The 13,471-nt window shown below is 65.9% G+C and carries 14 protein-coding genes; 5 read left to right on the top strand and 9 right to left on the bottom strand.

The genetic code is table 11. The annotated features are described in order from the left end of the window. The 3 genes from purF to ybaK are packed head-to-tail and all read left to right on the top strand — an operon-like array spanning position 1 to position 2,737. Positions 1-1,515, top strand: a complete 1,515-nt coding sequence (purF, locus tag LDL32_RS13120; RefSeq protein WP_233067627.1) for an amidophosphoribosyltransferase — start codon at positions 1-3, stop codon at positions 1,513-1,515. Continuing rightward, complete coding sequence (locus tag LDL32_RS13115) at positions 1,512-2,267, top strand: SDR family NAD(P)-dependent oxidoreductase (protein ID WP_233067624.1); 756 nt, start codon at positions 1,512-1,514, stop codon at positions 2,265-2,267. Before purF ends, LDL32_RS13115 begins: the two co-directional genes overlap by 4 nt. Further along, positions 2,264-2,737 (top strand): Cys-tRNA(Pro) deacylase, encoded by a 474-nt coding sequence (ybaK, locus tag LDL32_RS13110; protein WP_233067621.1) that lies wholly within the window; start codon positions 2,264-2,266, stop codon positions 2,735-2,737. Before LDL32_RS13115 ends, ybaK begins: the two co-directional genes overlap by 4 nt. 52 nt (positions 2,738-2,789) lie before the next feature. On the opposite strand, the gene LDL32_RS13105 is transcribed toward ybaK, so the two are convergent. The 4 genes from LDL32_RS13105 to xseA form a co-directional block, all read right to left on the bottom strand. Further along, on the bottom strand, positions 2,790-3,518 hold the full coding sequence (locus LDL32_RS13105; protein ID WP_370636772.1) for an OmpH family outer membrane protein: 729 nt from the start codon (positions 3,516-3,518) through the stop codon (positions 2,790-2,792). Positions 3,519-3,644: 126 nt separating this feature from the next. Then, positions 3,645-4,052 carry a DNA-binding protein gene (locus tag LDL32_RS13100; RefSeq protein WP_370636771.1) on the bottom strand — a complete coding sequence of 136 codons (408 nt, stop codon included), beginning with the start codon at positions 4,050-4,052 and terminating at the stop codon, positions 3,645-3,647. A 151-nt stretch (positions 4,053-4,203) separates the two neighbouring features. Continuing rightward, positions 4,204-4,581 carry a hypothetical protein gene (locus LDL32_RS13095; RefSeq protein WP_233067615.1) on the bottom strand — a complete coding sequence of 126 codons (378 nt, stop codon included), beginning with the start codon at positions 4,579-4,581 and terminating at the stop codon, positions 4,204-4,206. Positions 4,582-4,601: 20 nt separating this feature from the next. Further along, positions 4,602-6,062 carry an exodeoxyribonuclease VII large subunit gene (gene xseA, locus LDL32_RS13090; RefSeq protein WP_233067613.1) on the bottom strand — a complete coding sequence of 487 codons (1,461 nt, stop codon included), beginning with the start codon at positions 6,060-6,062 and terminating at the stop codon, positions 4,602-4,604. Between the two features lie 67 nt (positions 6,063-6,129). Between xseA and purD the strand changes: the two genes are divergently transcribed. Beyond that, positions 6,130-7,410, top strand: coding sequence for a phosphoribosylamine--glycine ligase (gene purD / locus LDL32_RS13085; protein ID WP_233067611.1), 1,281 nt, complete (start codon positions 6,130-6,132; stop codon positions 7,408-7,410). A 96-nt stretch (positions 7,411-7,506) separates the two neighbouring features. Next, positions 7,507-8,895 carry an MFS transporter gene (locus LDL32_RS13080; protein WP_233067609.1) on the top strand — a complete coding sequence of 463 codons (1,389 nt, stop codon included), beginning with the start codon at positions 7,507-7,509 and terminating at the stop codon, positions 8,893-8,895. A gap of 130 nt (positions 8,896-9,025) precedes the next feature. Here the strand turns inward: LDL32_RS13080 and LDL32_RS13075 are convergent, their stop codons facing one another. From LDL32_RS13075 to LDL32_RS13055, 5 genes are all read right to left on the bottom strand, one after another. Then, positions 9,026-10,354, bottom strand: a complete 1,329-nt coding sequence (locus tag LDL32_RS13075) for a nucleobase:cation symporter-2 family protein (RefSeq protein ID WP_370636770.1) — start codon at positions 10,352-10,354, stop codon at positions 9,026-9,028. A gap of 405 nt (positions 10,355-10,759) precedes the next feature. Continuing rightward, entirely contained in the window at positions 10,760-11,197 is a 438-nt protein-coding gene (locus tag LDL32_RS13070; protein WP_233067605.1) for a biopolymer transporter ExbD, read from the bottom strand. 54 nt (positions 11,198-11,251) lie between these two features. Beyond that, positions 11,252-11,674: a biopolymer transporter ExbD gene (locus LDL32_RS13065; protein WP_233067603.1), complete on the bottom strand. Its 423-nt coding sequence runs from the start codon at positions 11,672-11,674 to the stop codon at positions 11,252-11,254. 2 nt (positions 11,675-11,676) lie between these two features. Beyond that, the gene (locus LDL32_RS13060; protein WP_233067601.1) at positions 11,677-12,705 is read right to left on the bottom strand and encodes a MotA/TolQ/ExbB proton channel family protein; all 1,029 of its coding nucleotides are present in this window, start codon (positions 12,703-12,705) and stop codon (positions 11,677-11,679) included. 87 nt (positions 12,706-12,792) lie between these two features. After that, positions 12,793-13,461, bottom strand: a complete 669-nt coding sequence (locus tag LDL32_RS13055) for a TonB family protein (protein ID WP_370636701.1) — start codon at positions 13,459-13,461, stop codon at positions 12,793-12,795. Positions 13,462-13,471: the final 10 nt, after the last annotated feature.

Below are 13,471 nucleotides of genomic sequence, written 5' to 3'. Positions count from 1 at the left end.
ATGTCCCGCACCGCCTTCCATGCTGTTTCCGGTACGCCCACAACCCAGCACGAGCGTGATGATATCGCCGCCCAGTGGCGGCATGATGATGACAAGCCGCATGAGGAATGCGGGGTATTCGGCGTCTGGAACATCAAGGACGCATCCGCCCTGACGGCACTCGGCCTGCATGCGCTCCAGCATCGCGGGCAGGAGGCATCTGGCATCGTGTCCTACGATGGTCAGCGCTTCCATACCCACAAGGGGCTGGGACTGGTAGGCGACGTCTTCGGGGATTCCCGCGTCATGGCCACCCTGCCCGGCCACTGCGCCGTGGGCCATAACCGCTACGCCACCACGGGTGCGACGCTGATCCGCAACGTGCAGCCACTTTTTGCCGATTTCGAATTCGGTGGGCTGGCCGTGGCCCATAACGGCAACCTGACCAATGCCGAGACGCTGCGCAAGGCGCTGGTGCGGCGCGGCTGCATCTTCCAGTCCACCACCGATAGCGAGGTGTTCATCCACCTGATCGCCATCTCGCTCTATTCCAACGTGGTGGACCGGCTGATCGACGCGCTCAAGCAGGTGCTGGGCGCCTATTCGCTGATCGTCCTGTCGCGGGAAGCGCTGATCGGCGTGCGGGACCCGCTGGGCGTGCGCCCGCTCATCCTCGGCCGTATCCGTGAGGAAGACGGCACCGAAGGGTCCTGGGTCCTGGCCAGCGAGACCTGCGCGCTTGACATCGTGGGCGCGGAGTTCGTGCGTGATGTCGAACCGGGTGAGATCGTGATCATCAACGATGATGGCATCCGCTCGCTCAAGCCGTTCGACAGCAAGCAGTCACGCTTCTGCGTATTCGAATACATCTACTTCGCCCGCCCCGATTCCGTGATGGACGGCAAGGCGGTGTATGACACCCGCAAGCAGATTGGCGTGGAACTGGCGCGCGAAAGTGCGGTGGAAGCCGACGTGATCGTGCCCGTGCCCGATTCGGGCGTGCCATCCGCCATGGGCTTCGCCGCCGAAAGCGGCATCCCGTTTGAACTGGGCATCATCCGCAACCACTATGTGGGCCGCACCTTCATCGAACCGACCGACCAGATCCGCAATCTGGGCGTCAAGATGAAGCATTCCACCAACCGGCCCGTGCTGGATGGCAAGCGCGTGGTACTGGTGGATGATTCCATCGTGCGCGGCACCACATCGCGCAAGATCGTGGACATGGTGCGCGCCGCCGGTGCGAAGGAGGTGCATATGCGCATCTCCTCCCCGCCCACCACGCATTCATGCTTCTACGGTATTGATACACCCGAGCGCAGCCAGCTGCTTGCCGCCCAGCACAATCTGGAAGAAATGGCCAAGCTGATCGGCGTCGACAGCCTGGCCTTCATCTCATTCGACGGGCTGTACCGCGCGCTGGGCTACAAGGACCGCAAGGACGCGTGCAACCGCTACTGTGACGCCTGCTTTACCGGCGACTACCCGATCGAACTGGTTGACTACGAGGCCGAACACCACCCCGAACCGGCATGACCGCCCGGCCCGCGGGCGCGCCACTTGCGGGGCGCGTGGCCCTTGTCACCGGCGCCAGCCGTGGCATCGGCCGCGCGGTGGCCGTGGCGCTGGCACAGGCAGGCGCGCGCTGCATTGTCACCGCCCGCACGCAGGGCGGGCTGGAACAGACCGATGACCTGATCCGCCAGCATACCGGCAGTAGTGCCATCCTGCTGCCGCTGGACCTGAACGATGGGGCGGCACTCGATACGCTGGGTCCCTCCATTGCCGCACGGGAAGGCCGGCTGGACTGCATGGTGCACTGCGCGGGTAAACTGGGCGTGCTGTCCCCCCTGACCCACCTGCAGCCGCAGGACTGGGAACGGGCGCTGCATGCCGGTCCTACCACGACATGGCGCCTGATCCGCACACTCGCCCCCCTGCTGGAACGCGCACCCGAAGGGCGGGCGGTCTTCCTGACCGACCGCCATGCCACCGCGCCGGAACCCTTCTGGGGGCTGGTTGCCGCCACCCGCGCGGCGCAGGACGCCATTGTGCGCACATGGGTGCGCGAACTGCCCGCACACAGTCCGCTGCGCATCAACCTGTTTGAACCCGGCATGGTGGCCACCCGCCTGCGCAGGCTGGCCATGCCCGCGCTGGACATGGACAGCCTGCCCACGCCCGAGGCCATTGCCCCCCGGATCGTGCGGCTGTGCCTGCCTGGCCCCCGGCCACAGGAAACATGCGGGGATGCCGATACCACACCCATGCAGGGAGCCGGGACATGAGCAGGGCAACACCCGCCACCGCAGCGCTGGAAAAGGCCGCAATCGCCTTCAGCGTCATTGAATATGCGTATGATCCCGCCGCCGGGCAGACAGGCAACCATGCCGCGGCCTCCATCGGGGAAAACCCTGATCGCGTGTTCAAGACGCTGATGGTGCTGGTGGACCGCAGGCCTGCCTGCGTGGTGGTGCCGGTGGCGGCAACGATCAGCATGAAAAAGGTGGCGGCTGCCTTTGGCGGCAAGTCAGCCGAGATGATGCCACCACCCGATGCGGAACGCACCACGGGCTTCCGTGTGGGCGGGATCAGTCCCTTTGGCCAGCGCAAGCGCGTACGCACTGCCCTGGCGCAGGAAGCCATGGTCCAGCCCTATGTCATCATAAACGGGGGGAAACGGGGCTATCTGGTGCGTCTGTCCGCATCTGATGCCGTGGCCGCTACCGGCGCACTTACGGCGGACCTGCTGGCCTGAGCGGATTCATGCCGGCCCACCGGAAAGGGCGGGGCCGGCATGGCATGACGTTTTACTCGCCGCCGCCGCCGTTATCGGCAGGCTGGAACGGCATGACGGGGTATTTGCCGCTCTTGGCAATGTCCTCGGGGTCTTCCGTCGGACCGGGCAGGTACACGCTGGGCAGCGCCTGGTTCAGGTAGGTGACCACCTGGTCGCTGATATCAAGGCTGTTGTCATGCAGGGCGGCGGTACCGGCCTGCAGCACCAGCGTCATGCCGCGTGCGGCGGCAATGGCGCTGACGATCTGCTGCATTTCACGCTGGACCTGGTTCAGCGCGACCTGCGCGTCTTCTTCCAGGATGCGGTTACGGTTGCCGAATTTCGTACGGTCGGCCATCACGCGCTTCTGCAGGTCCTGCTGCTGCTCCGGCGTGGGGGCCTTGCCTGCCTTGATGATGGACTGGCGCAGTGCCTGCAGCTGGCCATCCTCCGCCCGCACGTCCTTCACCAGTGCTTCGCGGCGGGTACCCAGCTCGGTCTGCAGCTTCTGCACGGCAGTGGACTGCGCCATGATCTGCTGCGTGTTGAAAATGCCGATAACAGGTGCGGCCGGGTGCGTGCCCGCGGGCAGCGGCTTGAATTCCGGCACGGGCGGCATGGGCAGGATGGGGTTCTGCTGAGGCTGTCCGCCACCGGCATCCTGCGCCATGGCAAGGGCCGGACTGAGGGCAAGTGCCAGCCCGCAAAGTGCGCCCCGCAGGCCCACCTTACCTGTACGGGCCATAATGCTGCTGCGCATACCTGTCATTATACGATCCATTATTGTTCCGCTATCGTGGTTTCTGCGTAGCGGATCGTATGGCGAAAGAACATACCCGCACAGGCAAAAAAAGCGCATTTGCCACGAAATGCGCCCCTGCCCGCCCTACAACCGCCAGATAAGCGGCGTGTGGGAAAGGAAAATGAGACACAGCCCCCCCAGGAACAGCAGGCGGAACCCCCGGCTGGCCCCTTTTTCCAGCAGTTCGTCACGCGTCACGATCTGCATGAAGGAATCGGTCAGGCCCGTGCGCGCGTCTTCCGGCACGGCGGCAATACGGCCGCGCCATTCGTTGCGGTGGCGCGCCTGCTCGGTGTGCGAGATGCTGGCGCGGCGGTAAAGGCTGTCCACATACTCATCCAGATCCTCGATGCGGAACATCACCCCGCCCTTGTTGCGCATGGCGGCATGGGGCCCCGCCCCCACAAGGCGCAGGGAACGCAGCCGCAGCAGGGTAATGCCCAGGTGCTCCGCCGCCTCGCGCAGGGACAGCATGCGCTTGAGGGGGAACATGTGCACCGTCGCCTGCGGATCACCTGCCGTGCCGGATGGGGGGGGAAGGTTCATGGGGTCAGAGGGTCCACCATCGCCGCGCGGCAAGTCAATCGGAATATGGCTTCCGCCTGCCCGTGTCAGGTATATGACCCATGCAGGGGAACAGGGGCTAACGGCAGACCCGGCGGCTGCCGTCATCGGCGATGTAGGTGCCGGTCTGCGGTTCGAAGCAGGCGCTGGCGGCGCAGGTGCTGGTGGCGGGCGTCATGTCCGGATGGACCATGGCGCCAAGGGCATTGGCCTCACGCGCGGCATGGCCGCACAGGGGGGTATCCAGCGGGGCGGACGGGTCATTCGTCAGCACGATGCCCGAGGGGGCGGTTTCCTCCCCCGTCAGGCCGGGGGCGAAATCCTGTGGCGGGATACGGCCCGGTGTCGTGGCCTGCGCGGCGGCGCGGGGTGTCGGCGCATGCGGCGCGGGCCGGGCCGCGCATCCGGCCAGCAGCAGGGCCACGCCGGTGGCGCAGAGTCGTGTGCGTATGTTCATGTATCCTGCCTGTCCGTGCATTACAGATCCAGATGCCCCTGCGTGGGTGGCGCTTCGCCCAGCGTGCGGGCCGCGACCCTGCCATCGGCAAAGGTCAGCACCACGTCCGCCGCCTCACGGGCCTGGGCCGCATGCGCCAGCGGCCTGCCCGCGCTGTCGGTCACCAGCACGTAGCCCCGTTCCAGTACGGCCTGTGGGGAGAGCGAGTCCAGCCGCCCGCCCGCCCCCGCCAGACGGCTGGTACTGGCACCCAGCTGCGACACCAGTACGGCGGGGGGGACGCGCAGCCGGCCCAGCGCCGCCGCCCTGCGCTGCAGCAGCGCGCCCATGGCCTGCTGGCTGGCCGTGCCGACGCGCGCAAGATCCGCCCGGCGCAGCGCAAGAAGCATATGGGGCGCCGGCAGCCGGTCGGACGCATTCTGCAGCCGGCCACGCAGGAACTGTACGCGCGCGGGCAGCGCCAGATCCAGCCGGTAGCCCAGATCATCAAGCCGTCTGCGCGCGTTTTCCATCACGCCGGGCAGGTCTGGCAGTCCTGCCGCCGCACGGTCCAGACGTGCGCGCGCCAGTTGCAGGCAGCGCGCGAGCCCGCCACGCAGCCGCGCATCGCGCTGGGCCAGCCCCGCTTCCAGTTCCGCACGGACCGGCAAAGCCATTTCGGCGGCGGCAGTCGGCGTGGGGGCCCGGCAGTCGGACACGAAATCGATCAGCGTGGTATCCGTCTCGTGCCCCACGGCGGAAATGACCGGAATGCGGCATGCCGCCACGGCGCGCAGCACGCCTTCATCGTTGAAGGCCATCAGGTCTTCCAGCGACCCGCCGCCGCGCGCCACGATCAGCACATCGGGGCGGGGCAGCGGGCCGTCTCCCTCGATCATGTCGAACCCGGCGATGGCCTGCGCGATCCGGTCAGCGGCTCCCTCGCCCTGCACCGGCACCGGCCAGACCAGCACGGGGTGGGGGAAGCGGCGGGCGATGGTGGTGCGGATATCATGCAGCACGGCACCCTGCGCCGATGTGACCACCCCGATCACGCGCGGCAGGAAAGGCAGCGCGCGCTTGCGCGCCGCATCAAACATGCCCTCCTCCGCCAGACGGATGCGCAGGCGTTCGATCCGGGCCAGCAGGGCGCCCTCGCCCGCGTATTCCAGCCGGTCGATCACCATCTGGTAGGACGAGCGCTCCCCATAGGACGAGATCTTGCCCGTGGCGATGACCTCCACCCCGTTCTCCGGCTTCAGCCCCAGCCGGGAGACCGTGCCGCGCCACACGACAGAGGACAGCTTGCCCCCCTCATCCTTGAGCGAAAAATAGAGATGCCCGGACGGGTAGCGCTTGAATTCCGTAATCTCGCCCCGCACGCGGATGCGGCCGAACGTGCCTTCCAGCGTGCGGCGGATCGCGCCCGAAATCTCGGCAACCGAGAATTCGGGCGTATTGCCGCGCGTGATGCGACCGGAGTCGGGAAACTGTTCATCCATCCGCCCAAGATATGATAGAGACGGCCACCCCGAAAGGGCGGATATGAAAAACGGGAGAAACAGAGTGATGCGGGTGCTGCTGGTTGGATCAGGCGGACGTGAACATGCCATGGCCGCTGCCATTGCACGGTCGCCATTACTAGATGCCCTGTTCATTACGCCGGGCAATCCCGGCACCGCGGCCCTGGGCACCAACTGCGCGGTCAAGGCGGATGACGTGGCGGGCCTGATCGCGCTGGCGCAGCGTGAGCGCATCGACCTGGTGGTGCCCGGCCCCGAAGCCCCGCTGGTGGCGGGCATTGCCGATGCCTGCGCGGCCGCGGGCATTGCCTGCGCAGGCCCCACGCAGGCGGCGGCGGCGCTGGAAGGCAGCAAGACCTTTACCAAGGAAGTCTGTGACGCAGCCGGCATTCCCACCGCGCGGTGGGAGCGCTTCGATACGGCGGCCCCGGCACTGGATTATGTACGCCGCCACGGCGCGCCGGTCGTGGTCAAGGCCGACGGGCTTGCCGCAGGCAAGGGCGTGGTCGTGGCCCAGAGCATTGCCGAGGCCGAGCAGGCCATTACCGACATGATGACAGGCCACACGCTGGGACAGGCAGGCCACAGCGTGGTGATAGAGGACTGCCTGGTAGGGGACGAGGTCTCGCTCTTCGCCTTCTGCGCGGGGGAGACCGCCGTGCTGATCGGCGCGGCACAGGACCACAAGCGCATTGGCGATGGCGACACCGGCCCCAACACCGGCGGCATGGGCGCGGTCTCGCCGCCCACCGGCTTTGACCGCGCGGCGCAGGAAGCCGCCCTTGACCTGCTGGTGCGCCCCATGCTGCGTGAAATGACGCGGCGTGGCACGCCCTTTACCGGCATCATCTTTGCGGGACTCATGCTGACCCGCTCCGGCCCGCAGCTGATCGAATACAATGTCCGCCTTGGCGACCCGGAGGCACAGGCCCTGCTGATCCGGCTGGAAAGCGACCTGCTGGCGGCCCTGGCCGCCGTGGCGGCAGGCGATCTGGCCGATACCGACATCCGCTTTTCCAGCCAGTCCTCCATAAGTGTGGTGATGGCGGCGCGCGGCTACCCCGGCAGGCCGGTGACCGGCGGGATCATTGGCAACCTGGCGCAAGCCGGAACCGTGCCGGGCGTGCAGGTGTTCCAGGCGGGCACGAAACTGGACGGCGCGGGCAATCTTGTTGCCGCCGGCGGGCGCGTGCTGGCCGTCTGCGCGGCGGCCGACACGCTGGCCACCGCCCGGGCGCGCGCATATGAAGCCGTGACCATGATCGACTGGCCCGATGGTGTCTATCGCCACGATATCGGCCAGCGCGCGCTGGACGCCCTGGACTGACCGCCGGGCAGGGCCACCGTGTTGCCGCATGGACGCGCCCTGCCTATCGTTGTGTGTCCGGAATATCCTGTACCATCGCCTGAAAAGCCGCTGCCCATGCCCCCCCAGCCCAAACCTGTCCTGATCGAAGGCGAAGGCCTGCATGGCGCCGCACGGGTGCGCGCGGTGACGGCCGTGGCGCTGTCGGTGCTGCTGGCGCTGCTTGATTACGCCATTGCCAACGTGGCGCTGCCCACCATAGCGGGGGACCTGCATGTCTCGGCCGCCTCGGCGGTGTGGATTGTCAATGCCTACCAGCTTGCCAGCGTGGTCTCTCTGCTGCCCATGGCCGCCCTTGGCACGCGCATCGGGTTTGCGCGGCTGTGCCAGATCGGGCTGGCGCTGCTGACCGTGGCGTCACTGTTCTGCGCGCTGTCGCACAGCCTGCTGGCCCTTGCGCTGGCACGCGCGGTGCAGGGCGTGGGGGGCGCGTGCATCATGAGTGTCAGCATCGCGCTGATCCGGTTCATCTATCCGCATGCCATCATCGGGCGCGGCATTGCGCTCAATGGCGTGATGGTGGCGCTGGGCGTGGGGGGCGGGCCCACGGTGGCCTCCATCATCCTGTCATTTGCAAACTGGCCGTGGCTGTTCCTCATCAACATCCCGCTCGGGCTGACGGCGCTTGTGCTGGCGCTGGTCTCGCTCCCGCGTACCCCGGTCAGTCCGGGTTCGTTTGACGGGGCGAGCGCGCTGCTGAACGTACTGGCCTTTGGCGCGCTGATCATGGCGGGTGACGCCGTAGCCCATCATGCAGCCGCCGCGCAGGTCATGCTGCTCCTGGCTACCGGGCTTGTGGCGGGCTGGCTGCTCGTGCGTCGCCAGCGCGGGCAGGCGCATCCCATGTTCCCCATCGACATGCTGCGCATCAGTGCCTTCCGCAGTGGCACGCTGGTCGGGTTCGTGGCCTTTGTCGCCTCGAACCTGTTCATGATCTCGTTCCCGTTCACGCTGCAGTCCATGTTCCACTACCCCCCGTCAATCGTGGGACTGCTCATGACACCATGGCCCGTCGGCATCATGGCGGTTTCCCCGCTGATCAGCCGCCTGTCGGACCGGGTGCCTGCCGCCATCCTGTCCTCCGTGGGGCTGTTCATGACATCCATGGGGTTCGTGGCCCTGTATTTACTCCCGGCCAGCCCCGGCTGGTTCGATATCGCATGGCGCATCACGCTGGCGGGCATGGGGTTCGGGGTGTTCCAGCCGCCCAACAACCGCATCATGATGGTCACGGCGCCGCCGGGCCGCTCGGGCAGCGCATCGGGCATGGTCCAGATCGCACGACAGTGCGGGCAGGCCACGGGGGCGATGTTCGTGGCCATGGCCTTTGGCCTGCTGGCACATGATGCGGAGCGTAGCTGCCTTGGCTTTGGCGCCATTGTCGCCTTTATCGGCATGCTGTGCAGCGCGGCCCGGCTGCTGGGCGCACGCACACCCGCCGCCTGAAGGCAGGGGGCGGTTTCAGAAAAACCGCCACTGAAACTTCCGCAGGTCATGAAGAAGTTTTTGGCTAGGTTGCTTTCAAGAAGCGTCTGGAAATGTCGCCTTCTTTCAAAAAAGTGACATCCGAAAGCTTTTATCTTTTCTTATCAACCCGCCTGCCTTCAGGCGGCGGTGGCATGGGGCCGGCATCCGCCACGGCTGGCGCGCGGTCTCCCACCAGCAGGTTGAGCATTACACCCGACAGGACGCACAGCAGCACCCCGTTACCCAACAGCAGCCGCCACAGCCCGCCCAGATGGGCAAACAGGTCCGGGCACGCCATGGGCAACACCCCCAGCCCGAGGGATACGGCGGCAATCAGGCCGTTGCGCGTACCCTCGAAGCGTACATGCAGCAGTTCGCGTATGCCGCCCACCGTTGTCATGCCGAACATGACCAGCCCGCAACCGCCCAGCACGGGTGGCGGCAGCGCCGCGATCAGCGCGCCAAGCTTGGGAAACAGGCCCAGCCCGATCATGATGCCCCCCGCCGCGGCCACCACGAAGCGGCTGCGGATATCGGTTATGGCGATCAGCCCGGTATTCTGGGCAAACGCATTGTAGGGGAAGCTGTTGAACACGCCCCCCAGCATGGTTGACAGGCCATCGGCGCGCAGGGCACGGGCAATGGTGGCATCCGTTACCGGCACACCAACCATCCGGCCAACGGCCAGGCAGTTGCCTGTGGTTTCCGCCACGATGATGACCATGCTCAGCAGCATGATGGCGACGGGCATGATGTGAAATTCCGGCGGGCCGAAGGCAAAGGGCGTGCCCACCGCAAACCACGGGGCCTGCGCCACCATGGCGTAATGCCCCAGCCCACACAGCGCCGCAAGGAGGCTGCCCGCCACAAGCCCCACCAGCACGCTGATACTGGCCATGAATCCCCTGCCCCATGCCTGCACGGCCACAGTCATGAGAATGGTTGCAAAGGCGAGCAGCAGGTTGACCGGACTGCCGAAACCGGGCGCCCCCGGCATGCCGCCCCCGATCCAGCGTCCCGCCACCGGAATCAGGGTCAGGCCAATGGTTGTGATGAGGCAGGCGATCACCACCGGCGGGAAAAAGCGCATGAGCCGCGCCATGACCGGCGCCAGCAGCACCATGCCCAGCCCCGCGCCGATCACCGCGCCAAAAACCGCCTGTATTCCATAAACCTGCCCGATGAGCAGCATGGAGGCGAGCATGGCGAACGATGACCCCTGCACGATGGGCAGGCGGGAGCCGAATTTCCCTATTCCCACGCTCTGCACGATGGTGGCGATACCGGATGTCATCAGCCCGCAGTTGATCACCACAATCATCTGCGCGGCGGACAGGTGCATCGCCGCCGCGAAGACAAGCGGTACCGCGACCGTACCTGCATACATGACCAGCGCATGCTGCAGGCCAAAAGCGAACATCATGCCCGTGGGCAGCATCTCGTCCACGCGATGGGCTGTCTCTGCTGTCACGCTCCATTTCTCCATACGGGCGGATTGTGGCGGCGCAGGAGCACATGCCATTCCACCATGGGCGCGCACCCGCGGAACACATGGCGGTAACCCGGTACCGGACATCCCGCCACGCCGCCGCCGCGCAGGGATGTGCCGGTGCGATGGTCCGGCCCCTGCATGCGATCCGGGCCTGCTGCGGGGTATGTGCCACATACCATCGGGCCCGGGCGCTCGGCCCGGACACCCCCGGGGTGGCGCAGACGTCCCGGCCATGCCGGACGGGACGCCTGCGCAACTAGGCAACTAGGCAACTGATATGAAAAACGGCCCTTCCGGAAGGAAGGGCCGCTATTCTGACCTGTTCATATGATCATCAGGACGGGAATGGCGTTACTGCGCATCCATGAACTGATCGCTGCCCATGATCCCGAGCTTGCTTACACCCAGGCGCTGTGCATCCGCCAGAACCTTGGCCACAACCTTGTAGCTGGCCAGGCGGTCAGGATGGATATGCATTTCCGGCTGGACGGGCTGGGCCGCCGCATCCCTGAATCGGGCCTGCAGATCCGCATCACCGGCAACGGGTTCGCCATTCCAGGTGATGGTGTTGTCAAAATCGATCGCCACCGTGTCCACAACCGGATCAGGGGCGGTGGAAGGCGGCGGATTGCCCTGCGGCAGGTCGATGGAAACTGAATGCGTCTGGAGCGGAATGGTGATGATCAGCATGATCAACAGCACCAGCATGACGTCAATCAGGGGCGTGGTATTGATATCGACAATACCTTCGTCCTCTGTGGTGCTGTCTGAGCCGACATTCATGCCCATGGCGTCTACTCTCCCGAAATTGGCCGGGGCATGCGCCCCGGCCGGGAATGGATATCAGCCGTGCGGCTGTTCGGTAATGAAATCAATGTGGACGATACCCGCCTGCTGACAGGCCGCGATCACCTTGCCCACCCCTTCGTACTTTGCCGTCTGGTCACCACGGATCTGGATCTGGGGCTGCGGGTTTTCCGCAGCCACGTGCTCCAGGTGGGACTCCAGGTCGGCATAGCTGTTCAGGGGGGTCTCGTTCCAGTAGGCCTGCCCGGTTGGCGTCACCGCGATGACGATGTTGTTCATCATCGTGCGGGTCGGCTGGTTGGCATCCATCGGAAGGTTGACCTTGATGGTATGTGTCGCGACGGGGATGGTGATCAGGAAGATGATCAGCAGCACCAGCATGACGTCGACAAGCGGTGTGGTGTTGATGGCCGACACCACCTCGTCTTCATCGCCGCCACCTCCAACTTGCATGCCCATGATCAGCCCACCCGGTTATCGATAGTCGTTGTAGTCGGGGAGTTGTCGGCATGCACCACGATCTCGGCGCCGTGACGATAACCACCCATGAGGATCGACTGCACGTCAGCCGCGAAGTTGCGCACCTTGTCGATCGCACCCTTGTTGCGGCGGACCAGCAGGTTGTAGCCCAGCACCGCCGGCACCGCGGTGCCCAGGCCGATGGCCGTCATGATCAGCGATTCACCAACCGGACCCGCAACCTTGTCGATCGAGACCTGGCCCGCGATGCCGATGGCGGTCAGCGCGTGGTAGATACCCCAGACCGTGCCGAACAGACCCACGAACGGAGAGGTGGAACCCACGGTGCCGAGGAAGGCAAGGCCGCCCTGCAGCTTGGTCTGGATCACGTCAACCGAACGCTGGATGGACATGGTGGTCCAGGAATGCAGGTCGATGGATTCCTGCATCGTGCCTTCGTGGTGCTCGGCAGCCTTCACACCGGTATCCGCAATGTAGCGGAAGGGGGAGTTCGCGGGCAGTGCGGCGGCACCTTCCTTGATGGACCCCTTGGTCCAGAAATCGCTCATCACCTGCTTGGCAGCCGCCATGACGCGGGCCTGCTCGAAGAACTTGGTGATCATGATGTACCATGTGCCAAGCGACATGAAGACCATGATCAGCAGGACGCCACGGGCAATGAAGTCACCATTGGCCCACAGTGCGCCCAGGCCATAGGGGTTGCCTTCAGGTGCCTTGGGCGGTGCGTCGGCCGGGGGGGCTGCATCCGCTGCGGGAGCGGGTGCGGGGGCAGGAGCAGCCGGGGCTGCATCTGCCGGGGCCTGCGCGGCCGGGGCATCGGCACCGGGGGCCGGGGTGGCGGGGGCGCCGCTGCCATCGGTCGACGGTGCGGAAACCGCAGGCGCCGTGGCCGCATCGCTAGCGGCCGGGGCGGCATCCTGTGCCAGCGCGGCGAGCGGGGAAGCCGCGCACAGCATGGCAGCGAAAGCAGCCGAGGCAACAAGAGTGTGTTTACGATGCAGTCTGATCATTTAACCAAAATCCTCTGGAGCAGGATGTTTTTTCCGAGGCGGCGGGGTGCTGCCGGCCCCCGCCGTGCCTGACCTTGATACTCAGGCTCAGTCATTCAGACTGAACGTGATCGTATAGAGATGGTGGAACTCCTTGACGGGCACACCATTTTTGACTGCCGGCGCATAGCGTGAGCGACGGACCGCCTTCAGCGCGGCGCCGGCAAAAGCCTGACCGCCCTTGACGTTCACCACCTGGCAGTTGCTGGTGACACCGCTCGGCTCCACGTCACATGCCACGGACACGACGCCCTCGCGGCCTTCTTCCGACATTTCCTCCGGATATTCCGGCACCACGTGGTTCAGCGGCGACGTTCCGGCCATGTGATCAGGCACGGGCGGCGCGTTGGACACGGGCGCATCGGCCGGCGGGGTCGCCTTGGCGGGCGGCATGGCCTTGGGCGGCTTCGTGTGCGTCACCTTCATCGGCGGCGGCGGTGTCGGCACCTGGATCTTCGGCGGCGGAATATACGGCGGCGGCGGCTGCGTAATTTCCGGCGGCGGCGGTGGCGGCGGCGGCGGTGGCGGTGGCGGTGGCGGCTCCTTGATCATGTGCACTTCGACAGGCGGCTTGGGCGGTTCCTGCGGGGCGTCAGGCGCGGAGCCAAGCCCATACAGGAGCGCCAGAACCAGCAGCCCTTCAAATACCAGGACCAGGACGAAAACTATTACCTTTTGTAGTGTGTTATCACTCTGTTCCGCATACGTCATACCCATACCTCACTCA

The organism is Komagataeibacter sp. FNDCF1, from assembly GCF_021295335.1.
Classification (GTDB): Bacteria; Pseudomonadota; Alphaproteobacteria; order Acetobacterales; family Acetobacteraceae; genus Komagataeibacter.
Note: the sequence above shows the minus strand (reverse complement) of the source record. Positions and strands in the feature narration are given on the sequence as shown.